We start from the raw sequence: 26,456 nt of genomic DNA, 5'->3' as shown, positions 1-26,456 counted from the left end.
TTGGTTTTATTGAGCTTTAATTGGGTACCAGGCTCAGTGATTTAGCTTGGATGGTTCTATCAGTTGTCTAACTTGTTCGACAGGCAAGGGTTTTGCGAAGTAATAGCCTTGCAGGTAATCAACCCCTAACTCGGTTAATTGATTCATTTGTCGTTCGGTTTCTATGCCTTCGGCAACCACGCTGTGGTTCAGGGACTTGGCAATATGCATCACGGCTTTAATGATGGCATAGCCATTGGTTTCCATACGACTGACAAATGAGCGGTCAATTTTCACGGTATTAACCGCTAAGTCTTGCATTATTGATAATGAAGAATAACCCGTACCAAAATCATCGATAGAAACTTTTATTCCCTTATCTTGTAGATCTTTAATTTGCTGCGAGAGCAGCACAATATCGGAGGTGAAAACTGATTCGGTCATCTCGATATGTAGTTGTTCAGGCTTTAATTGACTAGCACTTAATGCGTGCTCAACAATCTCAATAAAATCTTGATCTTGAAGTTGTATGACTGATACGTTCACACACACACCGAATTGCTGTTGGGCGGGCCAAAGAGAGGCTTCTTGGCAGGCTGAATTTAACACCCAGACGCCTATTTTGCTAATTAATCCATATTGCTCGGCAATACTAATGAATTCATCGGGTGAAATCCATTCACCATTAAATTGCCAGCGGATTAGCGCTTCGAAGGATACTATTTGTTTATCAGAAGAGCGTAAAATAGGCTGAAACACTAAACTGAATTGTTGTTTATCGATGGCCTGACTCAGTCCATCTTTCAGGCGTAATTCTCGGTGAATTTTCTGCTCTAATTGTTGCGAAAATAGGCCCACTGTAGAAGGACTTAGTTTTTTTTGCGCATACATCGCTGTATCGGCTAAACGGATAAGACTGTGTTCATCTTGGGCATGTTCAGGATAAAAAGCGATCCCGACCGTAGCGCCCACCGATAAACGATTATTTTCAAAGCTATAGGCCTCTGAGAGTGTTTGTATCACCTTATTTGCTAATGCAATGGCGGGTTGATGGTCGCTATTTTCTAGTGCCAATAGAAATTCATCGCCGCCCCAACGACAAAGTAATTGTTGGTTGGTGGCTAATTGTTTTAATCGAGTCGCGGTATTGGTCAGCACCTGATCTCCGGTGTCGTGACCGATGGCATCGTTAATTTTTTTGAAGCCATCTAGGTCAATAAATAGCAGCGCGAGGTGTTGCTTGGCTTGGGCACTTTGTTGAAGTTGTTGTGCTAAATGCTGTAAAAATGCGGAGCGATTAAATAGACCGGTGAGTGGGTCTAGATTCGACAACTGGTAAATAGTCCGTGTGCGTTGTTCTACTTTTTTTTCCATCTGTTGGACTAAGGTGACATTTTGGTTTTTGAGCATAATTGCTTGCTGAGTGAATGCTGCATTGCGTTTGGCAACGACTAACATCGCTAAGCTGCAAATAATACCTAACATGCCTAAGATTTGTCGTTCGTACTGACCTGATAGCAACAGCGCTAAGGCTGGAAACGCAACCGTGCTCGACGCATAAAACATGGCGGTATATTTATGTCCAGCCAGCGTCGTGGCCGAGCCTCCAGCCATTGCTGCAACGATAATCATATGTGTGCTTAGATCGAGATCTGAGCTGTATTCACTGCTTATAATATACACAATATAGGTCGACCACATTAAAGCGGTTAGATTGGCACCGATAATAAAGCGTTGAATCGCTTTTACTTCATCGAGTTTGGTACTTTGCTGGTGACGTTTCCACCACCATAAATCGATTAAACGCAACAATAACAAACTGCTCATGAGTAGCCACCAAGCATGTTTAAACGATTCAATTTGGGGGATATTAAAGGCGAACACGAGTATGCAGGAGGCAATTATTGAAATCGATACTCCCGAAAAAGCGTTGTCATAGAGTAAATTAGCCGCATCTCGTTGGCTATGAGCGATGAGTTGGTCCTGATTGATGGTTGTTTACCTTTAGGTTGTTATTTAATCAAAATAGATCGCCAAGTAGACGAATAAATTTTACCCTGCTGTTACTTATCAGCCTTTAATCTCGAAGCTTTACTGGCTGATGATTAAATGAATCTTTTGGTGTTCAAACAAAGCATAGACCTAATGTGTGAAAGCTAGCAATCATCGCTTTACTCTAAGCTTTGTCGCCGTTAATAATAGAAATCACTAATAGTTTTTTTGAAAGGCATATGCAAAATGAATATCAAGAAGGTCGATCTGAATCTTTTGGTGTATTTAAATGTGCTATTAGAAGAGCGTAACGTCTCTCGTGCGGCGAATAAGCTTGCTTTGACTCAGCCTACCATGAGTAATGCTTTAAAGCGTTTGCGTGAGCTGTTCGATGATCCTTTGCTGGTGCGTACAGCAGAAGGGATGAGTCCCACCGAAAAAGCGACCAAATTGAAACCTGAGATCGTGAGTTTATTGAGTCTGGCGGAAAAAATAACTCAGCCAGATAAAGACTTCTCGCCCGCACAAAGTCGGCTTACGTTTCGTGTCATGTGTAACGATTATATTGAGGCAGCCTTGTTAGCACCATTTATTCAAAGTTTGTTAGAGTGCGCGCCCAATCTTAGTTTCGACTTGTATGGACCGGGTGATATTGGACTGGCCGATATGGAAAAGGGCCACATTGATTTAGCCTTGAACCGCTTTACCAGTTTACCGAAGACTTTTCATCAATCGAGTATTTGGCGTGACAACTTTTGCTGTTTAGTACATCAGGAGCATCCTTATGCGCAGGCGCTCGATCTAGACAGCTATTTGACGGCAGAACACATCTGGGTAAACCAAACGGGTTGGGGAGCGGAAACTTCGCTTGCGAACAATAGAGGAGGGCAGCAATTTTCGTGGGTTGATGAAGCGCTCGCGCAACTGGATAAAACGCGCAATATTCGAGTTTATACTCGTCACTATGGCCTTACATCTTGGCTGTTGAGGCAACCTAAGCTGATTGCGACACTGCCTCGCCGTCAGGCCATGTTATACAAAGATGATCCTCAGTTACGATTGGTTCGAGTCCCATTTCAAATTGTCCCCATAGAAATTAAGATGATTTGGAGTCCTTTGCTGCAACATTCGAAGGCGCATCAATGGTTGCGGCGTTCGTTATCGACCTTTGCGAGTACTGTGGTTGACCGTTGAGCGATTACTATTCATAAAATCTATACCTTATATTGAAAAGTAAAATTTTATTTAGTTGTGTATGGGCGTTACCTTAAAGGTGAAGCTTGGTTGAGCGGCGCTTGATTCAACACAACAGAATAATGATTAGTATAAGGAAGTTAACCATGAATATATCACCCCAAAGCACTCAAGGTTACCAACATCGAGATGAGCTTTTTATTGACGGGTCGTTACTTGTGTTTGTCGAACAACAACTCTCAAGTCATGAGGGGGAGGCTGTGGATGACTTTCTTGAAGCCTTAGCCATTTTGGTCGACGAATTTGGCCCTCGTTATCGACGCTTAAATCAAAATAGTCAGGAGATGAGCTGTGATGAACACCTCTCTCGGTGTCAGCAAAGTTTAACGATGTCCACGGCAATTAATATTAGTCGCGGTAGTAGTAAGGCGGTACTGGATCAACACAGCTGTGCGATCCCAAGTTGTATTTTTGATGCGCTATTGACCGCGATGATTGCTCATCAGCGTGGATGGGTATTGTCCTTAAGTACGAGCAAGCCATTAGAGGCTGTTCTGATGGAAGCATTGTTTAAGCGTGCTCAGCAGTTAATGAATCTGAGTGATGTGCAAGTTGAGGTATTACCTCCATTAGATAATGTGGCCTGTATTGCACAAGCTCGTCAGCAAGCTACTTTTTCGGAAGGGTCTTTAGTGAGCCATGCATAGGGCTGTTGAATTTTGCTGAGTGCACGTTTTTTATTGCGGTAAGCCGAGAGGTCCTCTTGTGAGCGACGCAGATAAACACGTAAAAGCCTTGAATTGAATTCTTCGGACACCGCAATTGACTATTTTTACAGCTTTATTATCTTCTTTGCCGAGAACGATATAGCGAAGACGGTTGCGGGTGCCAATCTAATCTTCACTAAATGGCTGAAAAATCACATACAAGCTTAACCGGCGGTGTCAGCGAAGCGCTTATAGGAAGGGCATACTTGTGGTGATTGATCAACTGTAAAACAGCGGTGAGTGCATATATATGTATGCGCTATATGCCTTTGATGAGCTATTCTTCATTGAGCATATTCTAAGTATATTTTTTCATAAATTCTACGAGTGGTAGCGGTTTGTCAAAATAGTAACCTTGATAAGCATTAACACCACGACTGAGTAGATAATCCAGTTCACTCTGCTGCTCAATACCTTCGGCGATGGTTTGTACTTTCAGACGTTGGGCCAGATCGATAATATTTTCCAGCAATTTGATTTTATGAGTATCATGAATTGCTTGTACAAAGCTCCTGTCTATTTTTAAGTAGTCGGTGTCGATTTGATGTAAATACTTTAATGAACAGTGCCCCGTGCCAAAATCATCGAGAGCAATTTTTACGCCGATTAACTTTAGCTTATCAATCGCGGTGAAATACAGCATGTCATTGGGGAGTTCTTCACGCTCGGTGATCTCAATGATGAGCGTGTGTCCATCTTCGGCGAAGTTCTTGATGAAACGTTCGCACTCCACAAAAAATGCGGGTTCTGTTAATTGCACAGGGCAGATGTTGAATGCGATATGTAAGGGCTTACGGTTGGCGACTGGAATGTTGATCAGAGCGGTAGTCACTTGTTCAAATAATAGTGAGCTAATGGCACTAATTTGACCACTTTTTTCGGCGATAGAGACAAAGTCTGCGGGCAATATTAGCCCCTTGGTAGGATGCTGCCAACGCACCAATACCTCTGCGCCATTCAGCTTTCCAGAGGCATCAATCACTGGTTGAAGATAAGCGGTAAAGTGCTTATTTTTTATGGCTCGTGAAATACTAAAACTTAGCCAATTAAAGGCATCGATATATTTATAAACCGCCCTTGCACCTATATTACAAATGACCAGCCATAGCGCTATCATAAGACCAAATTTGTTGAACACGTAGTGTACATAAGTTTTTAGGGAGTACTGGTAGTACACTTGAAATAAGTCATTGCCATAACTGGCTTGAGGTAGCGTATTGAAGTCCTCTACCTTGACGACGCTGGTGTGACTAAAAATGTAATCGTTGATCCTTAAATAGCTATTGAAGTTGCCTTCCACATTCTCCAGCATTTCTTTGATATGCTTTGGGTGTATTCCAAAATCGATAAAGTTGCTACCGGAAACTGGGATGGCAATTAGTACCACGCCTTTTTCTTGCTCTTGATCATAGACGTCAAAGATAGTTGAAGGGACAAAAAACATCCGTTTTGATTGCGCAGCATGATTATTGTTCGAGAGCTTAATATCTTGATAGTTCGGTAGTGTGCTGCATTGTATTTGTTGTTGATTTACCCAACTGATACTTCTTATATTGGAGCTACTTAATACCGCATTTTCTGCTCGAGCCTTAAACAACGGGCAATCCTTGGGCATTTGCATATCTTTAAATGAATACTCATAAAAGTTATTCATATCTTTGGTCATTGAATTGAGTTGTTGGTAGATGGCGGCGGAGTGGGCCATCCCTTCATTCTCAACATTTTGGTAGGCTAACAGGCAGATGAAAGCGAGTCCAAAAAAGTTCGAAATCCAAATAAAGGTTCTGCTACTGATATAGGTCGATAATTGCATAGTGACGATGTGCGGCGCTTTATCTTTTTTACATACTATGTTGATATAAACGATGATATGCAAGTTAATTTATTGTCGATGATGTCGCCGTTCTTATCTGTTCGTATCGCTGATCGCTCACACTGTAAAATAATTGTAAGATCTCGCAAAATTATTATTACGCAGCATAAGGTAGCAAAAAACCGTTTACCTTGATCAATTAACCATATTTTTGGATAAACGCTGCGAGCGCGAGCGGTCTATCAAAGTAGTGGCCTTGATAATAGTTTACCCCTCGACTGAGCAGAAAATCGAGCTCACACTGTTGTTCTATACCTTCGGCAATCGTTTGCACTTTTAGGCGCTGAGCGAGGTCGATAATATTTTCTAGTAACTCTATTTTGTGGGCATCGTGGATCGCTTGCACAAAACTCCGGTCAATTTTTAAATAATCAGTGTCGATTTGATGTAGATATTTGAGAGAACAATGGCCAGTACCAAAATCATCGAGGGCCATTTTCACGCCGATTGATTTCAATCGTTCGATCGCGACAAGATACTCATCGCCATTGGGGAGTTCTTCACGTTCCGTGAGTTCAACGATCAAAACATAGCCATATTTGGCAAAGTTTTCGATAAAGTGCTGGCAATCGGTAAAAAAAACGGGCTCGGTTAATTGGATCGGACAGATGTTGAAGGCGATATGTAAGGGCTTACGATTGACCTCGGGAATATTGTTTAAGGCGATACTCACTTGTTGAAATAATTGACCACTAATGGCACTGATTTGCCCTGTTTTTTCTGCGACGCCAACAAAGTCACTCGGCAAAATCAGTCCTTTATTTGGATGTTGCCAGCGCACTAGCACTTCACCGCCAATTGGCAGGCCTGAGGCATCAAATACGGGCTGTAGATAAGCGGTAAAGTGCTTATTTTTTATGGCTCGTGAAATACTAAAACTTAGCCAATTGAAGGTGTCGATATAGTTATAAACTGCTCTTGCTCCAACAGTGCTGATAATGAGCCATAGTGCCATGAGTATGCCGAATTTGTTGAAGAGGTATTGCAGATAAGTTTTTAATGAATATTGATAATAGACCTGAAATAAGTCATTGCTATAACGTGGCTTAGCCAGTTTTTTGAACATTTGGACTTGGCTGATAGATGAACGACTAAAAATGTAATCTCCTAGCGTTAAGTAACTATTAAAGTTTGCTTCAACATTTTCTAACAGCCCCATGAGATGCTGAGGATGTATGCCAAAATAAATATAGTGCTCGTTTGATACCGGGATCGTTATCAGTACCACCCCTTTTTCTGCAATCTGAGAATTAACACTAAAGATGGTCTGCGGAACAAAAAATATCTGTTGATGCTGGGCCGCACTGTATTTGGGGGAAAGTGACACGCTTTGATAATTGGGTAAGCTACTGCAGAGTAATGTTTTCTGATACACCCAGCTAACACTTCTCACCACCGAGCTGTTGAGTATGGTATTGGTTGCCTGCTGGATAAACAGAGGGCAGTCTTCGGGTAAATGGATATCTTTAAATGAAGTGCTATATAAGTCTTTTACCTCACTCATCATTGAATTGAGTTGTCGGTAGATCGATGCGGAGTGCGTGCTCGCTTTGTCTTCGATGTCTTGATACGCAAATATACAGATGAAAGCGAGTCCAATTAGGTTTGAACTCCAAATAAAGCTTCTCATGTGAATATAGCTTGATAATTGCATAGTGAAGGTTATTAATTTTGTATTATAAATTTACTATGTTGACATAAATATTCACTCTTAAGTTAATTAATTATCAGTTTTGAGTGCTTGCTCAATTGCTCATGTATCAGTATTCGCGCTTGAACACCATCTTGGGTCATAAAGAGCGAAGTCCAGTTTACTATCGTGGGCAACAAAGGTGGTTTTGGAATAAGTAGTACTTTGTGAGATGGATCACTTTTAGACATCGTTGAGAGTACCTGTATTCAAGACCTCCAGTCGGACGACTCCCCAGACTGTCAGAAGGTAAATGCCTTTATCCCTTGATATTTTACATATGTTTGATCACTGCCACGCCGAATTCAGAACAACTGACTTCGCTGGCTTGCTCAATCATTCGGGCAAAGTCGTAGGTGACGGTGCGGGCCGCAATGGCCCCCTCTACGCCTTGGCTAATCAGTTGTGCGGCTTCCGTCCAACCAATGTGTTTCAGCATCATTTGGGCGCATAGAATAATTGAGCAAGGATTAACCTTATCTTGCCCCGCTAGACGTGGGACCGTGCCATGGGTGGGTTCGAAAAAGGCCACTTCACTACTTAAATTAGCGCCAGGGGCAATGCCTATACCGCCGACATGGGCGGCTAGCGCATCGGCCAGTAGATCGCCATTTTGGTTCATGGTGGCAATTACATCATAGTGCTCTGGATGTAAGGTGACTTGTTGAAACATATTATCGGCAATCACGTCTTTTAGTACCAATGGTGCTCGTCCATCGTCACGCGGGATTTCTAACCAATAGCCATTGGGATGTCTTTGCGCAGCAAATTCTTGTTCGGCTAATTCATATCCCCAGTTTTTAAAGGCTCCTTCGGTGAACTTCATAATATTGCCTTTATGCACCAGGGTCACCGATTGTCGCTGGTGGTCTAAGGCATATTGGATGGCGTGGCGGATCAGTCGCTTGGAGCCCTGCTCTGAAATATGTTTAATGCCAATGCCGCAGTGTTCACTAAAACGTAACTTGGTCACGCCCATTTGTTGTTGTAAAAATTCGATGATGCGCTCGGCATCAATACTATCGGCCTTCCACTCTATGCCGCTATAAATGTCTTCGGAGTTCTCTCTAAAAACCACCATATCGCTTAGTTCAGGATGTTTGAGTGGGGAGGGCACGCCTTTAAACCAGCGGATTGGGCGAATATTAACGAATAGGTCCATTTCTTGGCGAAGCGAAATGTTTAGAGAACGAAAACCGCCGCCAATGGGGGTTGTGAGGGGTCCCTTTATGGCAACTCGGTGTTCTCTAATCGCGCCGAGAGTTTCTTGTGGAAACCAATCGCCGTCGTACATGGCAGCCGCTTTTTCACCATTGAATACCTCCATCCACATGATCTGACGTTGCTTTCCATAGGCCTTGGCCACTGCGGCATCGACCACCTTAAGCATCACAGGGGTGATATCGACTCCGATTCCGTCGCCTTCGATATAGGCAATAATTGGAGTATTGGGTACTTGCAAGCCATGCTGTGGGTCGAGGGTTATTTTTTCTCCGCCAGCGGGAACGACAATATGTTGGTAATCCATTCGAGTGGCCTTTGAGTGTAACAACAAATGTTTACTCTACTTGGGGCGAAGCTCAAGGGCAATTGTCGTCACCGCGAGAAGTGAACTTGTCGCGGTTTTTATGACGGACTGAATAAGCAAGCGACAAACCTTGGCTCAGTTCAGCTCTGTTTGGGCTTGCTTAGTCTGGCGCAGCTGCCGGCGCAAAATTTTACCAACATTGCTTTTAGGCAACTCTGTTCGGTACTCGATCAATTTGGGGATCTTGTAACCGGTGAGGTGTTTACGGCAGTGCTTTTTAATCTCTTCGCGACCGACTCTCGCCTTACAGACTACAAATAATTTGATCTGTTCTCCGGTGATATCATCAGCAATGCCAATCGCTGCGGCTTCGACGATCGAGGGGTGTAAGGTAGCCACTTCTTCAATCTCGCTCGGAAATACATTAAAGCCAGACACAATAATCATGTCTTTCTTACGATCTTCGATGAAGAAATGCCCTCTTTCGTCCATCCGGCCAATATCTCCGGATTTAATCCATCCATCGTCACTAAGTACTTCGGCAGTTTCTTCGGGTTGGTTCCAATAGCCTTTCATCACCTGCGGCCCCTTGATTTGCAATTCGCCAATACCGCCCATTTCTAGTTCTTGTCCTTGTTCATCGACAATGCGTATTTGCGTGCTGGGCATCGGCACCCCAATAGATGCAATGAAGGATTGCTGCTGGTGGGTTCCTGCTGCAACAACGGGTGAACATTCGGTTAAACCGTAACCTTCAATTACCGGCATTTGGGTGAGTTCTTGCCATTGTTCGGCGATATGCTTTTGGGTAGCCATCCCGCCACCGATAGTAAAGCGAGCCTTCGAAAAATCCAGTTGGCGAAAACCAGCATGATTGAGCAAGGCATTAAATAGGGTATTCAGGCCAAAAATCATGGTGAAGGGGTAATTACGCAAGTCTCGAACAAAACTGTCGAGGTCGCGGGGATTGGTAATCAATAAGTTATTTCCGCCAATATGCATAATAAACATCATGCTCACAGTATTGGCAAAAATATGGTATAGCGGCAGCGGCGTCACGGCGTGCTCTTTATCATAGAGGGTGCGAGGCCCAAAGTGATAGTAGACTTGCAGCACGTTCGCGACGACATTGTGATGGGTGAGCATTGCGCCTTTAGCCACGCCAGTGGTTCCGCCAGTATATTGTAAGTAGGCGATGTCATCGCCAGTGAGATGAGGTTTTTTGTAAACGAAGCTCTTGCCTTGGGTGAGCGCTCTACGCATCGAAATTGCGCCAGGCAGATTGTATTTAGGCACCATTTTTTTAACGTACTTCACGACAAAGTTAACCAGTGTTCGCCGATGCGGTGCTAATTGATCACCAATGCTGGTGAGGATCACATGCTTGAGCTGGGTCGACTTAATCACCTGTTGTAGACTATTGCCAAAGTTAGTGACCGCGACGATTGCTGTGGCGCCAGAATCACGTAGCTGATGTTTTAGCTCGCGCGGGGTATAAAGTGGATTTACATTGACCACCACTAAACCCGCCCGCAGAGCGCCAAATAAAGCGATAGGATATTGCAGTAAGTTAGGCATCATCAGCGCGATCCGCTCCCCCTGCTGCATGCCTAAATATTGCAGGTAAGCGGCGAAGGCAAGAGACTGTTGATCGAGTTCTTGGTAGCTGAGTTTGTGCCCCATGTTGACAAAAGCGGTCTGCTCAGCATATTTTTTGGCACTATGGTCAAATAATTCCAAAATATTTTGGAAGCGTTCCGTGTCAATGCTTGCCGGAACATCTTCTGGGTAGCTTTTTAGCCAAGGTTGTTCTGTTGAATTCATTTTCTATCCTCGCCCTCGGTTTAGCATTGCGACAGCTTGATCAAATTCAGCATCAACAATGGGTTAGTGATCTCACTAACGATGGGCTACTTGTTAACGCTCGCAAGGTTAGCCTATCAGCTGCATAAACCCTAGCGCATTTTTGTAAATGGTTGAGCTAAATCGTCCGATTATTGGGAGGTTTTATAGCTTTAGCCAAATTTTCAGCAGAAATCTTATGAATACAGTAGCTTGTTGGATTTTTAACCTATATATCTTGGGCCACTAATTAGACTGGTGTGGAGGTTTTGTCTCATTGTACCTATGACTGGTGATTGCGATTAAGGGCGCTGTAATTTACGTAACATCCTGTGGTCGTTTGCGATATGATCGAGCCGCATAGCTAGTTTTAGAGGTTTACAATGGCGCGTCAGGTTACATACACCTATCAAAACACCACCAAGGTGATTAATTTTTCTTTCGATAAATATTATGACATTCACGAAGCGGTGGCGGCCGCGGAAGGGATCGATCTTCATGCTTTCTTGGCAATGGAAAAACAGCTTGCCATGTCAACTCGCGATAAAGGAACCCTGAAAGCATATCGTGAAAAAGAGTTTCAACGTTTGGGCTTTAGTCATATTCGTTTTTTAAAAGATGAAGAAAAAACTTAGGCTTGCTGTCGTTAGTTGGGCAAGGGCAGCTGTTTAATCAGAGATGGGGTTCAACTAGGTTCTTAAGTGGAAATACGGCGCACAGCGCTGTTTGGTTGATTGGCATTAAGCAGGGTTGGCAATCTATATGCGGACAACAATGCTGTTCCCTATATTGAGGGGGAGAGACAAGGCTCTCTGTGGCTGTTCGATATTTATCGATGAGGGTGGGACCTACAAGTTAGCAGGCACCGTCTGTTGGCCCATTTCCACCATGGCTTGACCAAGTTATAGCAAGCAGTGACAGCGAGCTAGAAGATGAAACTCTGTGTGCCCAACCAGTCGTTGATGCTACCTCTTCCGGTGGGGGAGCCTTTGGTGGGGTGCGGTCGGCGATGTTGGCTATTCTGTTATGGGGTCGCCGCGCGCGACGCTAAGTTAAATAGAATCAGCTGAGTCGTTTTTTAGCTATTTCGCTGATTCTTTATATTGCCCGAGTTGATCTTACCGTTTTTATTGATTTGGCTTTGATTGACTCAGGGTTTATTTGGCCGAACCATCATTTGTCGCTGGAACCATAGAGTGACATAATTGAATCATACTGTGACATAATTTACCCATAGTGTGACAAATTTGCCCCATACCTTGACATAAGGTATCTTGGTTTAAGGTTTGTTGCACATGGGTATTTTTATGTACATCAGAAGCTTGTGAAAACCCTCACCGAATAAAAACATCTTTAAGTTTGTTAGCGTCAAAGTTAACCGTGCTAACTGAATGCGCCGCAATACGTGTTTGGCGTTACCCCGTAAAAAACCATAATCTCTCACCCGCTGTAAGCCCTTGGGCAATATATGCTGCAAGATAAGCTTTAAGAATGTGAAGGTCGGCAAGGTCATGTATGTCGTGCTGGGTAAGCATGCATCTAATGAAGAGTGATGACTAACCAATAGTTTTTGTCGAGTTATCGCAACACTAACGTGCTTTTGCCCCAAAGTGAGTTAACTTATTTTTTGTGGGAGCTGTTAGTCTCGTTTTTATCATTTAGTTTTGGATCGATCTGTTAGTGAGGGTTTCGCCCTGACGGCGATATACTAAGCTTGCTTGGCTAAAGCTTAGTATACAAAATAAAGGCCACCCAGCACCTTCTTAGCTCCTCCGTTGCTCACTCACAAGGGCGTTGAAGTAAACACTACGCTCAAACAGACTTCAACTTTGCTCCCTTGTTTATTTGCGCTACTCGGCGAAGATGATGGGATTTAAAAGCGTAATCTTGGCTATCGAGAGTGTAAAAGGTTTTTGTTTTTAGAATGGGTGTCTAGTTTATTGGCGATCAGTGTATAAGTGAATTGGTCCACATTCATGTCTGTTTAGCGCATGGTTTGCAATATCAGAGGTGAACCGAACAGTCAGATTGTGTTTTAGTTTGTAACTCGGTTTTGTCCATCTTCGTTTCAGCCTGATCGGGCTGAAACATTTCTGCCCCATTCCGTGTTACGCCTTCTAACGAACAACGCAATCACCCATGTTTCTTTCCATACCAAAACAATGGTTTTGAATCAGATTTTACGAGCCAAGTTTAATCACCAGCTAGAATGCAAAAACCTGTTCGATGGTCTTGTCAAAAATCATCTATTTTGCAACTTGAACCAAGCACTCTAAAGGGCTTTTGACGCCCGTGGTATGACGACCGATAACATGCGTGTAAATCTCAGTCGTTGTTACATCCTGATGGCCAAGTAATTCTTGTATAGTTCTTAAATCAGTCCCTTGTTCTAATAAGTGGGTGGCAAAACTGTGCCTAAAGGTATGGCAACTTGCAGGCTTATTTATACCGGCATTACGCACGGCTTTGGTGACTGCTTTTTGGAGCACACTATGATGAATATGATGGCGTTTGAGCTCACCTGTTCTAGCGTCGATACACAGGCGAGTTGAAGGAAACAAAAACTGCCAAGAAAACGACCGTTGAGAATGTGGATACTTACGGGCTAACGCGTAAGGCATCGTCGTTCCAGCATAATGTAGACTCATATCGTGAGCAAAAACACTTTTGCTCACGAGAATGTTATCGCGAAGCTTTGGGATCAAGTTAGGGGGTAACAAAGTCACGCGATCTTTATTTCCTTTGCCTTGCCGTACGGTGATTGTATTTTGATCAAAATCTAAGTCTTTAATCCGTAATCTCAAGCATTCACTGAGTCTTAGTCCCGAACCGTAAAGCAGTGAAGCCATGATCTGATAATCCGCGGGTAAATTCGCAATCACTTGGCTCACTTCAGCTCGAGTAAAAACTACGGGAATGTTGACTTGTTTTTTCGCGCGTTTCGCCTGAATTCCAATCATTTCGATACGTAGTACTTTGTTATAGAGAAACATTAAGGCATTAAATGCGATGTTTTGAGTCGCCGGAGCGACTTGCCTATCGACCGCTAGATGAGTTAGAAATCGTTCAATATCAGCAGCTCCGAGCTTTGCTGGGTGCTGCTTGTGATAAAAGTACAAAAAACGTTTTATCCAATGCCAGTAGGTTTGCTCGGTGCGAATACTGTAATGGTGCTGATAAATCGTATTTCTAAATCGCTGCTGGAGCCGCAATGGTGTGTTTGACATGTTGCGCACCTTTTATCTGTATATAAATGGCTCTTCACCGTTCTTGGTGGAAAGTCATATCAAGCCCTCCAAAGTGAAATAAAATAGCTCGCTTAAAGCGTTCTTTATTTCTAAAACCCATCGAACGTATTTTTAGGCGCTGAATGTTTCCATTTATCGCTTCCGCTAAGCCATTTGATACCTTATAACGCATCGCATTGATGATGCCCTTTAAGTGCGTTTTCACGGTTTCTGCTGCTGTCATCATCGGCCTGATTTGACTGACCTTTATGAGTGCTAACCAATCATTCCAAGCCGCTTTGGCGTTAGCTGCATCGCCATACCAAATGGCTCTTGCTTGCTCTTTAAATATCCAGCTCAAGCCTGTGTTTTGCATCATTTTGGCCAGCGCACTCACTCTTTCTCTCAATGTCCCATGTAGGTGGCTGTTTCGTTTTAACCATCCATACCGTGTTTGGTGGCACTCTCTTTTTAAATGCTGGGGCAACGCCATGAGTTCGCTTTTTCTCACTTCATTAACCGCTTTAGTGAGGACCTTTGCGATATGAAAATGGTCTATGGCTATCATTTGCTTAGCCCGCTCACCGAAGTAGTCATATGCTGCGTTTATATATGCTCTGCTCATGTCCATCGATATGGAACGTGTAACCATTGTTGACTCAGGGGGCAATGCCTTAAAGCAAGCAGATAAGCTCAGGCCTGTTCGACCGTCTTCAACCGATATCACCTGACCATCACGATTGGATAATACCGTGACATAGTCATGGCCTTTCTTAAATGCCGTTTCATCGACCAACAGGTCTTGGTAGTTGATGGTGGTTCTGGCTGTCAGACCACGTTGAACGGCCCGAGTCATCATCCGGTCAATGGCTCCCCAGCTAAGCCGATAGGTTTTACTCACCGCGTATAATGAACTGACTTTAAGCATCTCTATAACGCGAGCCTCAAACAGCTCTGTGTAGCGGCTCTTACTCGTGGCCCAAGGCACTTGAAGTGTTTGTACCCCATGCTCGGGGCAATCAGCCCTAGGTACTTCAGCCTCAATACGTGTTTCAAACTGACAGGTATCTAAATGTCGCCAAACCCGCCGCCGAGTATCGTGTCGACGAACAGCCTTACCGCAAGAGGGGCAAGCCGTTAATGAACCTCGGTCATAGTCAACGCGTACGGTGATGGTTTGGGTTGACTCATTGAGTTCAACAGATGAAACAGCCCAAGGATGAGTTAATCCAAGAATAGATTGATAAAGCGTCGTGTCTTGCATGGTCGCGAGGTATTCATGAACGTTTACTTATTATCTCGCTCATTAATGTTTGTTGAAAGTGTTTCCACTACATTCGGTGAAGAGCCATATATATACAGTATTTTTAGTTTCGTTTGCGTCATTTGTCAAAGTAATCAATGATAGAAATGGATCGATGATTGATTGATTCCGAGTAAAAAACTAAGGTAGACAATGGGTTAATATCAAATCATAAATTGATGAGCGAACGTGATGAAGATCATGTTTTTTGTGATAGGACGCGCGCTCATTGAATGGGATAGACCGCACGTGCGGCCTACTTAGCGTTATACGTAAATGGAGGTATGTAATGGCATTGGAAAAAATTGCGAAAAATGAAGGTCTCATTAAGAACATCATGCAGTCGCTAGCTTACTTCTCCTTCATGGGGGCCTATTTACGCCTTGGCTTCCCTGAGGTACAGGGGAAGGTGGCGCTAATCGTACCGTTCATATCGATTTTTCTGGGCATGATGCTCGTAACCTACATTTTCACTATTGCACATGTATTGAGGCCAGTGGTTCAAACGTACTTCCCGGAGTTCAAGATACGGAGAATCGACGAGGATTATCAGCATATTCCTGCATTTCATCCTTCAAACATACTATTCACTTGCCTGTTTTTGGCTTTTGTTGGCATAGGCTTGTTTGTTGTTGGATTTGGCGTGAACGTATAACAATGCAAGTCACTAACTCGTCGCTTTGCTCCTCGGGGACAACGAACACGACGCGGCGAGCCGCTGTTCGTTGCCCGTGCTTGCGGCATTATATTTTTATGGAGATATCGCAATAAATGGGAAATTTAAACTTAGGAACTATTGAGTGCCAAGAGTGTGAAAATACATTCTCATGTAGGATTGGTTTATCTAATAGAAGTGAACAAGAGTTAAATTTGAGTTGTAAAGAATGCGGAGCAATATCAACATTTCATGTTTCAGAAATGCAGAAGCTATCAATGACTGGGGTAAAAAAATCCATAAAAGAACCAAGTTACCATATAGATCTTCATTTAGATTTTCCTGTTTTTGAACATGATACGCACCCTTTAATATCTCCATTTATGATGTCTCATATTATGGGAGGCGAACTGAATACCTCGAAACATGCTCATGATATGCATCTTTTAAATTCTATTTCGGACAATATAGTAGATATAAAAAATACACTTGGTTTTTATTTAAAAAAGAAACATAAACCATTTTCAAGAAAAGTTTCATCCTACCTGAATATTGAAGAAAATAGCTTAGATAACATTCAAGCAGAAATGCTACTTTTTAAATACTTATTCGAAATAATTGAACCATTTAACTCTCAAGAATTAACGAATACTTCAATTGATCTGTTTCTAAATAAAATTAAAGAAATAGAAAAAGTATCAAGTACTGCACTGAAGTCGTTTACTGATGAGGTTAGTAACAGTAAATTTACTGAACATTCAATAAACGATGCCGTCAAAATATATCAAAAAATATTGTCAAAAGAAGTGATATTTAGACCATCATTATTCTTAGATCATGTTGATAAATATGAAGATGAGAAACTACCTTTTTTGTTATCTACAAAAGACTTTGAATACATTAGTGATCTATTTAAAGATATATCAGAAGTATTATCAAGACAGCTTGTGACTGTTGCTGGTTTAAATAATTTATTAAAAAGAAATGACCATAATAAATTTGAAGTTACTCTTTCTGCCAAAAACAAAAACTTGGAACCCAAGTCTTTGAAAGCTTACGCAGATCTTGATTTTGGTAGAAAACTTAGTTTTATTGACTCTTCTTGGCTCAAAATATCCAGTGATATTGCAGATAATCAATTAAGAAATTCTACTGCTCATTATAAATGGGAGTATGATCCCTCTAATCAGGTGATCAAATATTACCCTAAAAAAGAAGGGCTTAACCGAACTGTAAGTAAAGAACTTTTACTGATTGATTACTGTAAGAAAGTAATTGAATCCTTTAGAGTATTTCATGAAATAAACTTCTTATTACACATGGTTAATTTAAAATCGTTGAACAAAATATAACAAATAAGAATAGGTGTCGCGTAGCCGCCACCTTATTTGGGTGTTGAACAAGCCCGATGCTCCCTTCTATAGTAAATAACGGTATTGATGTTGGCGGGGCCAAGGCCTTGTTACTTTTTACAAGGCGAGTTTGGCTAAGACTGGGTAAATGGCGTTAAGCCTTTACCTGTCATACATGGTGCTAAGCTGTTATTTTTTTATGTATTCATCCTCATGTTAAGCCCTGCCATTCTCCTTATCCTGTTCGCCTTTCGGCTAGCTCGTTCGACTCACGCCTGTGCAGTGCATGGGGTGCTGGCAGCAAGGGCATGGCCGGGTCGCGCTGTGGTTGTCGGTTTGGAGCGCGGCGAGGTTCACGCGTTGCGGCACTCGCAGGAGTAACTGAATGCGCCGCAATATGTGTTTGGCGTTGCCCCGTAAAAAACCATAATCTCTCACCCGCTGTAATCCCTTGGGCAATACATGCGCCAAGATAAGCCTTAAGAACCTTAAGGTAGGCAAGGTGCGGATTTTGGTGGTGTGGCTTTGGCTATCTAGATACCTAAAACTCACTTGGCCGTTATGAGTACTGATGATGTCGTTATCGGATAAGATCCCGCGATACAAGTAGCGAGATAAGTACTGTAGCGCGGGCAGCCCAAAACCTACGTTGCGACAATCGACCACCCATTTGGTGGGGATATGCGGGGGCAACTTGATGTTTGGGTGTTGATTGAGCGCATCTAGCATCCTCCCTCGCCATACCTTGGCCAGCGCAAAGGCGTTAAACAAGTACTTCTTGTTGCAGTGATGCCACTGCTGCTTCGCACGGTGATAGCGCCCACCGGCCACCAATACATGTAAGTGGGGATGCAGATTACGCTGGCGGCTATGGGTATGCAGTACGGCGGTAAACCCTAATTCCCCCTGGTTCTGGCGTTTGGCAAAGTCCTTTAACAGGCTTGATACCACCTTGAACATGATTTGGTATAAGGCTTTAGGCTGCACGCGGGCTAAAGCCCTTAGCTCATGAGGCAGGGTGAAGGTCACCATAAAGTAAGTCGTGGGTAGCAGCTTGTGTTGTTGGCGAGTTAACCAGCCAGTGGTGCAATGGTGTTGGCACTGCGGGCAATGCCTATGGCCGCAAGACAGCGTCAATTGGTCTTGATGCGGGCAATGTTCACACTGCCAAAGGCTGTGACCTTGTTGCTCAGTTTTACAACGCAGCATGGCATACATTGCCCGTTTAGCATCCGCCCTTAAAAGCGGTGCAAGCTCGGCCTCATGTTGGTGAAGTAAATCAATAAAGGTGCTCATGGTTACGGCCACATGAGAGTGAGAGAGTCAGTGAGCTTATTCACCGCCTTTACGGCATCTAATTGCTTCACTTGAGTCAACACTGGGTATAACGTGCAGTGGTATTTAAACTGGCGTGTCCCAGCAAGTGTTGCAAGGAGCGTAAATCCAAGCCTTGTTCAAGCAGATGGGTGGCATAACAATGGCGCAGCGAATGCGGGCTAATGGGTTTATGAATACCGCAATCGCGCAATACCCGCTTCAAGGCTTTTTGTACGCCGCCTTTATCCATGGGCACTTGCGCGTTATTGCCTTGGCGCGGAAATAACAAACGCGCATGCCGATGGCTTTGCCAGTGAGCACGTAAAACCTGAAGGGTGCGATGCGGCATGGGCACGAAGCGGTCTTTACCGCCTTTAGCATCCCGAACATGGATTTGCATGGCCTGACTATCAATATCATGAATGCTTAAGTGTAAGCCCTCGCTCAAGCGCAGCCCCATGGAATACAACACCAAGAAGAAGACTTGATAGCGGGGTTGCGACGTCATGCTAATCACGAAGCCGACTTGCGCAGGGCTTAAGATATCGGGTAAGCGCTTCACTTGAGGAGGCTTCACAATGTTTAACCACTGCCATTGTTTCTCGAGGGTGTAGCGATAAAAAAATTGCAAGCCATTGCGGTCTAGCTTCACGGTGCTCCAAGAATGGCTGCTAATGAGTTGAGCAAAATAGGCCTTTAAATCAGCGGTGCTTAAGGTATCGGGGGAGCGGTCAAAGTGGGCAGAAATCCGACGTACCGCACGCGAGTACGCATCAATGGTGGCTGGTCGTTTCCCTTGTAAGGTTAAATTGGTAAGGTGTTGTTTATATAAAACATGATAACGATGTTGTTGGGTAGGGTTCATGCTGCATACTCCGATTCATCACGACCGATTGGCCGTGTCACATTGAGTATGAGATATCAGGTGCTATGCACTCTGCCGCAGAGCGGCTTCGTTCAATCGGGTAGCCGAAGGTATCTAGCCTCCAGCCCCCACAACACCCTGCATGCGGCTCCGCACAGGGCGTTTCACTTAGAATGGTGAAGCTTAATCCATCCATCTCGAAGCGCAAATAGACCTTGGGATGCTAAATAAGCATTCGATAATGCTTGTTGGATCCCCGGTGTTTTCGAGCTTCTCCATGGGCCTTTACTGGTTATGCCACAGGCTACCGCGGCTTGAACATGTACTCCTCTACGCATCAGATTTCTTACTTTGGTTCTCGGTTTTCGCCACTGTCGCCAGTAGGCCATTCGCACTCTGCGCCTTATCCAGTGATCTAGATCTACGCACAGTTGATAGCAATTCGCGATCCCAAAGTAGTTTATCCATCCTCGCAAGTATTGGCTTACTTTAAATAGCTGATAGCCCATCGACACGCCCCAGTTACGGTTTGTTAGACGCCTAATTTGTTGTTTAAAACGGTGTAACGTTTTGGCATGAATTTGCAGCCGTCCCGCTTTAAAGGTAAACCCTAAGAACTTACTCTTCGCCGTTTTAACCACCTGACTTTTGGCTGTATTAACCACAAGTTTTAAGCGCCGTTGCAAGAAGCTACTAATGCTCGTAAGCACTCGTTCACCCGCACGCTGACTTCTCAGCAAAATGGTAAAATCATCGGCGTAACGAGCAAACTTGTGCCCTCGATTTTCCAGCTCTTTGTCCAATGGATCGAGCATGATATTGGCCAGCAAGGGCGATAATGGTCCCCCTTGCGGTACACCTTCTCGACTTTGCTGATAGCACTGGTTATGGATAAAACCCGCTCTCAGGTATTTTCCAATCAGTGTCAGTAGCCGTTTATCTTGAACTCGATTTCCCAGCTGACTCATGAGCAGATCATGGTTAACTCGGTCAAAGAATTTAGATAAGTCCACATCAACCGCAAAACGTCGGCCTTGCTTGATGATGCCTTGAACTTGCTTCACTGCTTGCTGCCCATTCTTATTTGGCCTAAATCCAAAGCTATTAGCTGAGAAACTAGGGTCAAAAATGGGCGTAAGCACTTGAGCTATGGCCTGTTGAATAACACGGTCTAGCACCGTTGGGATCCCCAGTTGGCGTTTACCGCCATCGGGTTTGTCAATCTCCACACGGCGAACCGGTTTAGGCTGATACTGGCCATTACGCAGCGCAGCAGCAACCTGCTTCCAGTGTAGTTTTGCCCAAGAAGGAAATGCATCAATGGACATGTTATCCACTCCAGCAGCCCCTTTATTGGCTCGAACACCTTGCCACGCGAGCTGAATATTCTGCCGCGTTAGCATATGTTCGAATAGATGTTGGCTAAAGGTTGGCTGCGAGTTATTACGCTGAATCGCATCTACGCTGGACGGCGAATGGGTGTTCAAGTTTAACAAGGCTCCTCCTTTATTCTAAGTGTTCAGGCCTTCACCGTGTCCCAACCATTACGATGGGCGTTGGGCTACTATGCCGTCTGCTGACTTCTGCTTAATCACCGTTTGAGTTACCCCAAATAGCGCTATCGTTGTTCATCGTATTTGCTCACTTAAGTTGATGAGAATTAAGTGCCGGGCCTGTTGAACTAGCGGCCAAGCTAGTCAGTTTAACGATCGCCTGTTAAGCAGATCTCCCCAGATAAGAACATGCACTGTCTCTGCACTGCTGCATCATTTACGGTGGCCGTTAGATCACATGGCTTCGTTGTCTTGTGCCAACTCGCCTCCAGCCTACGCCTCATATGATGTTTTTGTTCATCAGCTCGCAGATTTGCGTCCGGCTTCCTTCAGACATTCCCTCACGGTAACGCCCTTGCCATTCGCTAGTAGTTAGCGTTTAATAATCAAAGTGTTATTAAACGGTGACCTTCCTACAGAGGACTTTCACCTCATTAGTTCATGCCCATGCTGGGCGTACACAAACAATTTAAGAGGGATTCTCAACGCTTGGCACTTTTGCTTCTACTTCAGTTTTAGTGTTTATGGCACAATGCTTTAGGTTTGGGTGAAGGCGTTGTTCACCCCTTAATTGGGCGTTAACCCATAGAAATTTTTATCCGAAACAGACGCTTTAGAGTTAAGGCTTTAACTCGGAAATGTCCAAAAGTGTGTTTGGGGGCGGCAAACATACGAAATGCACTATGCCATATTATGGTTCTATTTTATGTCAAACTATGGTTCAAATTTTGGATTTGCATTAGATGTAACGCAGGTCCTTATGTCACTTTATAGTTCCAGCGACACCATTCGCCCGCTTTCTAAAAAACTGTCAAAATAAACCTGCATCGAGCTGTCATTTCTGGTAAATTACGCTCGCATTTTAATATGCCACTAACAAGCTGTCTCAGGGAATACTGCATTGCAGTTGAGAGCGTCCACCCCAAGGAGCGGGCCAGCAATTTGGACGAACCAGTTCGCTTGTTAATGAGAATCTTATGCAACATTTATTTGCCAATATCGTCGGCCTTTCGGGGACCGCTTTAGTCGTAGGAGCTTTCTTCCTACTCCAGTTAGAACGCTTAAACCCAAAACAGCTCAGTTACAACTTAATGAATCTCAGTGGTGCAGTATTGTTGCTGATTAGCCTATGCATCAACTTTAATTTAGCCAGTTTTATTATTGAGCTGTTCTGGATTAGTGCTTCGCTAGTCGGCATTGTCAAATTCCTTAAACGCTCGCCTACGATGGCTTAAGTCCCGTGTAGTTAAGCATTCTATATACGGAGTGCTTAACTTTAATGGCTATCCTTCTATCCTTTAACATATAATTTACCGTCTTGCTTAAAGCGATCTTGTCGGAACTCTAGTGACGAACATTGCCTAAAAACCTGAAAGCTTTGTATGCTAATACTATGGCTTATTTGCAGTAGACGCATGTGGCATCCTTACATCCCGAGTTACAGGCAATTAGTTGTCAGCTAGAGCAACAGCTTTTAGGTAAGCCGCAAGTGGTGCGTTTGGCTTTAAGTTGTCTACTGGCTAAGGGGCACTTATTAATTGAAGATTTGCCCGGAGCAGGTAAAACTAGCCTCGCAAAGTGGTTGGCCAGCAGTTTTGGTTTGAGTTTTCAACGGATCCAATTTACCAGCGATTTGTTGCCCGCCGATATCATTGGAGTATCGGTATTTGAGCCATCGACTCAACAATTCAGTTTTCATCCGGGTCCTATTTTTCATCATTTGGTGCTGGCCGATGAACTCAATCGTGCCAGTCCAAGAACCCAAAGTGCTTTGTTAGAAGCAATGGAAGAGCAACAGGTGAGTACCGATGGCAACAGCTATCCACTGGCTTCACCATTTTTTGTGATCGCCACTCAAAATCCACGCGAACAGCTCGGCACTTTTGATCTACCTGAATCGCAGTTGGATCGCTTTGCAATGCGCCTCAGTATTGGCTATCCCGACCTTGGGTCTGAAATGGTGATGCTGAAACGGGAGCAAGATGCCACGCCAGCCCTATCGTCGCTGACCATTGAGCAATTATTAGCCCTGCAACATGAGGTTCAACGGCTGCATTGTAGTGATGCCTTGCTCGATTATTTATTACGCTTAATTCACTTTAGTCGGCAATTGGAAGGCGCTCATCCTTTGTCTCCTCGCTGCAGTTTAACCCTGTTAGCTTGCGCCAAAGCTTGGGCTTTTGTTCACCATAAGAAGCATGTTTCGCCAGATGATTTACAGGCGGTTTTTACAGCGGTTAGCGCTCATCGTTTGGGACGCGGTGACAGTGGTGAAGCCTATGCTAAACATATTTTGGCAGAAGTTGATCCCTATCGCGATTTACCTTCGGGAGAATAGCATTGCGGCTGACTGAGCGATTAAAGCATTGGCGAAAGCAGCGAGTGGAGGCGTGGTTGGCTCGGCGGATCCCAGCGGCGTCTTCGTTGACGCTCAATCGAAAGAACTTATTTATCTTGCCAACCGCCTTTGGTTGGTCTTTTTTATTGACCCTAATGACCTTACTCACGATTGGGACCAACTACCAAAATAACCTTATTTTGGCTCTGAGTTTGTGGCTGTTGGCGTTGTGGTTACTGTGTTTAATTCTCTGCCATCAGAATTTGTCAGGGAGCCTGCTGCAGTTACGTTATACCGCTGAAGGTCAATGTGACCAGCCGTTACGTTTGTTGTTAGCCTTGGATAAAACCGCCGATAAAAGAGCCCTCGCAGTCGTGGGGCAATTAAGCGCTTGGCAGGGGCCTCAGGCGAGTGAGTATAGCGCTGGGTGCTTGGCGATTGATATTACCGTGAGTCAACGTGGCCATTGGCCCTTGCCTCGAATTGATATTTCGAGTGTTTATCCTTTAGGTCTATTTCGATGTTGGACACGGGTTGATTTTAACGCCACGATCACAGCTTATCCGGTACCTCTTTCGGGCTTTCCTTGTCCTGTGGCTGAGTTGGCCGGAGAGCATGATGTTGAACAACTGAGCACCGGTCCACAACCGAACGAGTTTTCTGGCTTAAAGGCTTATCGTAGTGGTGAGCGTAAAAGCTTGTTAGCCTGGAAGCAATTTGCCGCAGGTAGAGGTCTACAAAGTAAGGAATTTAGTGATAATCCGGCACTCGAGTTGCAGCTGACCGATCGCGCTTTAGTTCATTTACCCTATGAGCAGTCCTTATCGGTCCTGGTCTTCTGGGTTCGTCAACTAAATCAGCAGCAACAAGCTTTTAGTTTACAGTTGGCGCAGCGACGGCTTGCCAGCGCTAGTGGTAACCAACACTTACAAGCTGCTCTGCGGATGCTAGCGGGGGCTGAGGTACCTTGATGAACACTTTAGGTGCTCGCAGTATTCATTTATCTCTGGTTTGTTACTTGGCTAGCGCCTTGATATTAATGCCACATCTGCCTTGGTTGCTGGTATTGGTGGGAGGCGCTTGTGGTTGGTGGCGCTTACGAGTGGTACAAGGTTTAGCTAGCCTCCCCAAACCCAGGTGGGTGAAGTTGATCCTGTTATTGATGGTATTGCTGACCTTATGCTTAAGTTACTCGATGGATTTGTTCGACAAGTTAGTGAATGTGGTGATGCTCGGTTATAGTTTGAAATATATTGAGTTACATCAACGCAGAGACTTAGAAGTTTTTGTTCTTACTGGATTTTTTTTAGCATCATTTTCGTTAGTGTTTTCCAGTCAGCCTCTCGCGGCAGTGTTGGCGCTGTTGGTTTGCTTCATCCATTTGTTGCTTTTGCTCACTCTGGATGTTCGTTTATCGTTTAAACAGGGAAAAATGCTGGGGCTATGGTTGTTGGCAATGAGTCCTTTAGCGGTGGCGCTATTTGTATTGACACCGCGGCTTGCACCCTTATGGAAAATGCCTCGTCCCGACACTGCTCAAACCGGTTTGTCCGAGGTGGTTCGAGCGGGGGATATTAGTCAGTTAATTCGCTCCGACAAACTTGCATTTCGAGCCGAGTTTAGCCAAGCACAAATCAGCACATCGTTGTATTGGCGGGCTATGGTATTAGATCAATTCGATGGTGAACAATGGACCCGCAGTGCTTTAGCTAAACAAATTGTTGAGCCGCCCGACGCGCCGCTCACTACGCTCCCAAGCTACCAATTATTGTTGGAACCAGCGTCCAATAACTGGTTGGCAACTCTTCATCCAAGCGTGCTAAACGGCAGTGGCGCGCAGTTTCAAGCTGATGGTAGCTGGTTGCGAAGTGGTGATAGCTTTGCTCGACAGTTGCTGCGTTTTGGGCAACTTTCCGATGCCGAGTTACAGCCACTTCCGCAGGCTGAACAGCGTCGCCTAAGCACTTTACCGCCAGGGACCCCTGATGCTGTTAGTCGTTTAGCCTCGCAATTTAGCGCCCAAGCTACCGCTCAAAGCTCCGTTCTGCGCACCGAACAAGCGATTGCAGCGATGCAACAGTGGTTTTTAGCACAAGCTTTTGTTTATACCTTAAACCCGCCCGCGTATCCCGCTTGGTTAGGCGTCGAAGATTTTTTGCTTAGGCAGCAGCGTGGATTTTGTGTGCATTATGCGCAGAGTGCTGTGGTATTGGCTCGTTTGATGGGGATCCCTGCGCGAATGGTTACTGGCTACTTAGGCGGGGAGTGGCAGCAACCGGGATTGCGAATATCGGTGCGTCATTATGATGCGCATGCTTGGGCAGAGTACTGGAATGGCCAGCGTTGGCTGCGGCTTGATCCTACCGCTTGGATTGCTCCGGATCGGCTTGAATTTAACTTGCAGCAGAGCCCGTCGACAGCAGCTCAGTGGCAAAATATTCATAGTTGGGGACAAGGTTTATGGTATAGCCAAGGTTTAAACCAATTAAGGTTGCTAATGGCACAAGCCGATTTTTGGTGGGCAACTTGGGTGCTCAATTTCGATCAAACTCGCCAGTTGTCTCTATTTTCCCGCTTATTAAAGCGTTTGCCGGGAAGTTCTTTGTGGATGTTAACGACTTCTTTATTGTTGCTTGGGATCTTGCTTAGTGCAGTGGCACTTGCCAAACCCTGGCGTTGGCGTTTACCACCGGCGGAGCTAAGGGCGCTACGTTGGCAGTTATACTTACTCGAACGACATGATATTCATCGTCGCTCAGGGGAGACCCTTGATCAGTTTGTGGCGCGTGTCGCGCTAGAATCGCCGAAACATCTTGCCGCCTTACGCCAAACGGTGCGAGCTTATCAGCAGCGTCGCTACCTTGAATAACGGTGAAACGCTTTATTGACGGCTTGCGATCAACATAGCTGGGAAAGATCTTTTTAAAAGTGTAATTCTTTTGATTTTTTGTTTGAACTAACCAGATTATTGTCTGTCTGGC

Annotated in this window: 19 protein-coding genes and 1 pseudogene; 9 read left to right on the top strand and 11 right to left on the bottom strand. The window is 44.5% G+C overall.

Annotated elements, in window-relative coordinates; translation table 11 throughout:
- Positions 1–33: 33 nt before the first annotated feature.
- Positions 34–1,806: a putative bifunctional diguanylate cyclase/phosphodiesterase gene (locus ACRRS1_RS17085; RefSeq protein WP_432467300.1), complete on the bottom strand. Its 1,773-nt coding sequence runs from the start codon at positions 1,804–1,806 to the stop codon at positions 34–36.
- Between the two features lie 411 nt (positions 1,807–2,217).
- Here ACRRS1_RS17085 and ACRRS1_RS17080 point away from each other — a divergent pair, with 411 nt between their 5' ends.
- Entirely contained in the window at positions 2,218–3,165 is a 948-nt protein-coding gene (locus tag ACRRS1_RS17080; RefSeq protein ID WP_432467301.1) for a LysR family transcriptional regulator, read from the top strand.
- A 146-nt stretch (positions 3,166–3,311) separates the two neighbouring features.
- A complete protein-coding gene (locus tag ACRRS1_RS17075; RefSeq protein ID WP_432467302.1) occupies positions 3,312–3,872 on the top strand; it encodes a hypothetical protein in 561 nt (186 codons plus the stop codon).
- A gap of 358 nt (positions 3,873–4,230) precedes the next feature.
- Here ACRRS1_RS17075 and ACRRS1_RS17070 read toward each other — a convergent pair whose 3' ends face one another.
- The 4 genes from ACRRS1_RS17070 to ACRRS1_RS17055 all read right to left on the bottom strand — a co-directional run bounded on the left by ACRRS1_RS17070 (position 4,231) and on the right by ACRRS1_RS17055 (position 10,847).
- Positions 4,231–5,745, bottom strand: coding sequence for an EAL domain-containing protein (locus ACRRS1_RS17070; RefSeq protein ID WP_432467303.1), 1,515 nt, complete (start codon positions 5,743–5,745; stop codon positions 4,231–4,233).
- A 199-nt stretch (positions 5,746–5,944) separates the two neighbouring features.
- Positions 5,945–7,435 (bottom strand): EAL domain-containing protein, encoded by a 1,491-nt coding sequence (locus ACRRS1_RS17065; RefSeq protein ID WP_432467304.1) that lies wholly within the window; start codon positions 7,433–7,435, stop codon positions 5,945–5,947.
- A 334-nt stretch (positions 7,436–7,769) separates the two neighbouring features.
- Positions 7,770–9,023, bottom strand: coding sequence for an NADP-dependent isocitrate dehydrogenase (gene icd / locus ACRRS1_RS17060; protein WP_432467305.1), 1,254 nt, complete (start codon positions 9,021–9,023; stop codon positions 7,770–7,772).
- Between the two features lie 135 nt (positions 9,024–9,158).
- The gene (locus ACRRS1_RS17055; RefSeq protein WP_432467306.1) at positions 9,159–10,847 is read right to left on the bottom strand and encodes an AMP-binding protein; all 1,689 of its coding nucleotides are present in this window, start codon (positions 10,845–10,847) and stop codon (positions 9,159–9,161) included.
- A 401-nt stretch (positions 10,848–11,248) separates the two neighbouring features.
- Here ACRRS1_RS17055 and ACRRS1_RS17050 point away from each other — a divergent pair, with 401 nt between their 5' ends.
- Positions 11,249–11,500, top strand: coding sequence for a DUF2960 domain-containing protein (locus ACRRS1_RS17050; RefSeq protein ID WP_432452003.1), 252 nt, complete (start codon positions 11,249–11,251; stop codon positions 11,498–11,500).
- Between the two features lie 749 nt (positions 11,501–12,249).
- Here the strand turns inward: ACRRS1_RS17050 and ACRRS1_RS17045 are convergent.
- From ACRRS1_RS17045 to ACRRS1_RS17035, 3 genes and pseudogenes are all read right to left on the bottom strand, one after another.
- Positions 12,250–12,375: pseudogene (locus ACRRS1_RS17045) on the bottom strand (transposase); the annotation flags it as partial.
- A 736-nt stretch (positions 12,376–13,111) separates the two neighbouring features.
- Positions 13,112–14,092, bottom strand: a complete 981-nt coding sequence (locus tag ACRRS1_RS17040; RefSeq protein ID WP_432467307.1) for an integron integrase — start codon at positions 14,090–14,092, stop codon at positions 13,112–13,114.
- 34 nt (positions 14,093–14,126) lie between these two features.
- The gene (locus ACRRS1_RS17035) at positions 14,127–15,356 is read right to left on the bottom strand and encodes an ISL3 family transposase (RefSeq protein WP_432467308.1); all 1,230 of its coding nucleotides are present in this window, start codon (positions 15,354–15,356) and stop codon (positions 14,127–14,129) included.
- A 328-nt stretch (positions 15,357–15,684) separates the two neighbouring features.
- Here ACRRS1_RS17035 and ACRRS1_RS17030 point away from each other — a divergent pair, with 328 nt between their 5' ends.
- Together ACRRS1_RS17030 and ACRRS1_RS17025 are read left to right on the top strand one after the other, a co-directional pair.
- Entirely contained in the window at positions 15,685–16,050 is a 366-nt protein-coding gene (locus tag ACRRS1_RS17030) for a hypothetical protein (RefSeq protein WP_432467309.1), read from the top strand.
- A gap of 116 nt (positions 16,051–16,166) precedes the next feature.
- Complete coding sequence (locus tag ACRRS1_RS17025) at positions 16,167–17,402, top strand: hypothetical protein (RefSeq protein WP_432467310.1); 1,236 nt, start codon at positions 16,167–16,169, stop codon at positions 17,400–17,402.
- Between the two features lie 255 nt (positions 17,403–17,657).
- On the opposite strand, the gene ACRRS1_RS17020 is transcribed toward ACRRS1_RS17025, so the two are convergent.
- The 3 genes from ACRRS1_RS17020 to ltrA all read right to left on the bottom strand — a co-directional run bounded on the left by ACRRS1_RS17020 (position 17,658) and on the right by ltrA (position 21,080).
- Positions 17,658–18,698, bottom strand: a complete 1,041-nt coding sequence (locus tag ACRRS1_RS17020; RefSeq protein WP_432467311.1) for an IS91 family transposase — start codon at positions 18,696–18,698, stop codon at positions 17,658–17,660.
- A 76-nt stretch (positions 18,699–18,774) separates the two neighbouring features.
- Positions 18,775–19,584: a site-specific integrase gene (locus ACRRS1_RS17015; RefSeq protein WP_432467312.1), complete on the bottom strand. Its 810-nt coding sequence runs from the start codon at positions 19,582–19,584 to the stop codon at positions 18,775–18,777.
- 164 nt (positions 19,585–19,748) lie between these two features.
- On the bottom strand, positions 19,749–21,080 hold the full coding sequence (ltrA, locus tag ACRRS1_RS17010; protein WP_432467313.1) for a group II intron reverse transcriptase/maturase: 1,332 nt from the start codon (positions 21,078–21,080) through the stop codon (positions 19,749–19,751).
- A gap of 1,034 nt (positions 21,081–22,114) precedes the next feature.
- On the opposite strand from ltrA, the gene ACRRS1_RS17005 reads away from it, so the two are divergent.
- From ACRRS1_RS17005 to ACRRS1_RS16990, 4 genes are all read left to right on the top strand, one after another.
- The gene (locus tag ACRRS1_RS17005; protein WP_432467314.1) at positions 22,115–22,372 is read left to right on the top strand and encodes a CBU_0592 family membrane protein; all 258 of its coding nucleotides are present in this window, start codon (positions 22,115–22,117) and stop codon (positions 22,370–22,372) included.
- A 182-nt stretch (positions 22,373–22,554) separates the two neighbouring features.
- A complete protein-coding gene (locus tag ACRRS1_RS17000; protein ID WP_432467315.1) occupies positions 22,555–23,475 on the top strand; it encodes an AAA family ATPase in 921 nt (306 codons plus the stop codon).
- Positions 23,476–23,477: 2 nt separating this feature from the next.
- Positions 23,478–24,446: a hypothetical protein gene (locus tag ACRRS1_RS16995; protein WP_432467316.1), complete on the top strand. Its 969-nt coding sequence runs from the start codon at positions 23,478–23,480 to the stop codon at positions 24,444–24,446.
- The gene (locus tag ACRRS1_RS16990; protein ID WP_432467317.1) at positions 24,446–26,344 is read left to right on the top strand and encodes a transglutaminase TgpA family protein; all 1,899 of its coding nucleotides are present in this window, start codon (positions 24,446–24,448) and stop codon (positions 26,342–26,344) included. The genes ACRRS1_RS16995 and ACRRS1_RS16990 overlap by 1 nt, the downstream gene beginning before the upstream one ends.
- The last annotated feature ends 112 nt before the right edge of the window (positions 26,345–26,456 follow it).

This window comes from Agarivorans sp. Z349TD_8, from assembly GCF_050870825.2.
In the GTDB taxonomy this organism is placed as follows: domain Bacteria; phylum Pseudomonadota; class Gammaproteobacteria; order Enterobacterales; family Celerinatantimonadaceae; genus Agarivorans.
Note: the sequence above shows the minus strand (reverse complement) of the source record. Positions and strands in the feature narration are given on the sequence as shown.

What these genes read in the sequence shown, in the direction of transcription:
- ACRRS1_RS17080 (WP_432467301.1), top strand. Translation starts at nt 2,218, where the DNA reads ATGAATATCAAGAAGGTCGATCTGAATCTTTTGGTGTATTTAAATGTG.
- ACRRS1_RS17015 (WP_432467312.1), bottom strand. Translation starts at nt 19,584, where the DNA reads ATGAACCCTACCCAACAACATCGTTATCATGTTTTATATAAACAACAC.
- ACRRS1_RS17005 (WP_432467314.1), top strand. Translation starts at nt 22,115, where the DNA reads ATGCAACATTTATTTGCCAATATCGTCGGCCTTTCGGGGACCGCTTTA.
- ACRRS1_RS17050 (WP_432452003.1), top strand. Translation starts at nt 11,249, where the DNA reads ATGGCGCGTCAGGTTACATACACCTATCAAAACACCACCAAGGTGATT.
- ACRRS1_RS17065 (WP_432467304.1), bottom strand. Translation starts at nt 7,435, where the DNA reads ATGAGAAGCTTTATTTGGAGTTCAAACCTAATTGGACTCGCTTTCATC.
- ACRRS1_RS17040 (WP_432467307.1), bottom strand. Translation starts at nt 14,092, where the DNA reads ATGTCAAACACACCATTGCGGCTCCAGCAGCGATTTAGAAATACGATT.
- ACRRS1_RS17035 (WP_432467308.1), bottom strand. Translation starts at nt 15,356, where the DNA reads ATGCAAGACACGACGCTTTATCAATCTATTCTTGGATTAACTCATCCT.
- ACRRS1_RS17070 (WP_432467303.1), bottom strand. Translation starts at nt 5,745, where the DNA reads ATGCAATTATCGACCTATATCAGTAGCAGAACCTTTATTTGGATTTCG.
- ACRRS1_RS17075 (WP_432467302.1), top strand. Translation starts at nt 3,312, where the DNA reads ATGAATATATCACCCCAAAGCACTCAAGGTTACCAACATCGAGATGAG.
- ACRRS1_RS17085 (WP_432467300.1), bottom strand. Translation starts at nt 1,806, where the DNA reads ATGAGCAGTTTGTTATTGTTGCGTTTAATCGATTTATGGTGGTGGAAA.
- icd (WP_432467305.1), bottom strand. Translation starts at nt 9,023, where the DNA reads ATGGATTACCAACATATTGTCGTTCCCGCTGGCGGAGAAAAAATAACC.
- ACRRS1_RS16990 (WP_432467317.1), top strand. Translation starts at nt 24,446, where the DNA reads ATGAACACTTTAGGTGCTCGCAGTATTCATTTATCTCTGGTTTGTTAC.
- ACRRS1_RS17020 (WP_432467311.1), bottom strand. Translation starts at nt 18,698, where the DNA reads ATGAGCACCTTTATTGATTTACTTCACCAACATGAGGCCGAGCTTGCA.
- ACRRS1_RS17025 (WP_432467310.1), top strand. Translation starts at nt 16,167, where the DNA reads ATGGGAAATTTAAACTTAGGAACTATTGAGTGCCAAGAGTGTGAAAAT.
- ACRRS1_RS17030 (WP_432467309.1), top strand. Translation starts at nt 15,685, where the DNA reads ATGGCATTGGAAAAAATTGCGAAAAATGAAGGTCTCATTAAGAACATC.
- ACRRS1_RS17055 (WP_432467306.1), bottom strand. Translation starts at nt 10,847, where the DNA reads ATGAATTCAACAGAACAACCTTGGCTAAAAAGCTACCCAGAAGATGTT.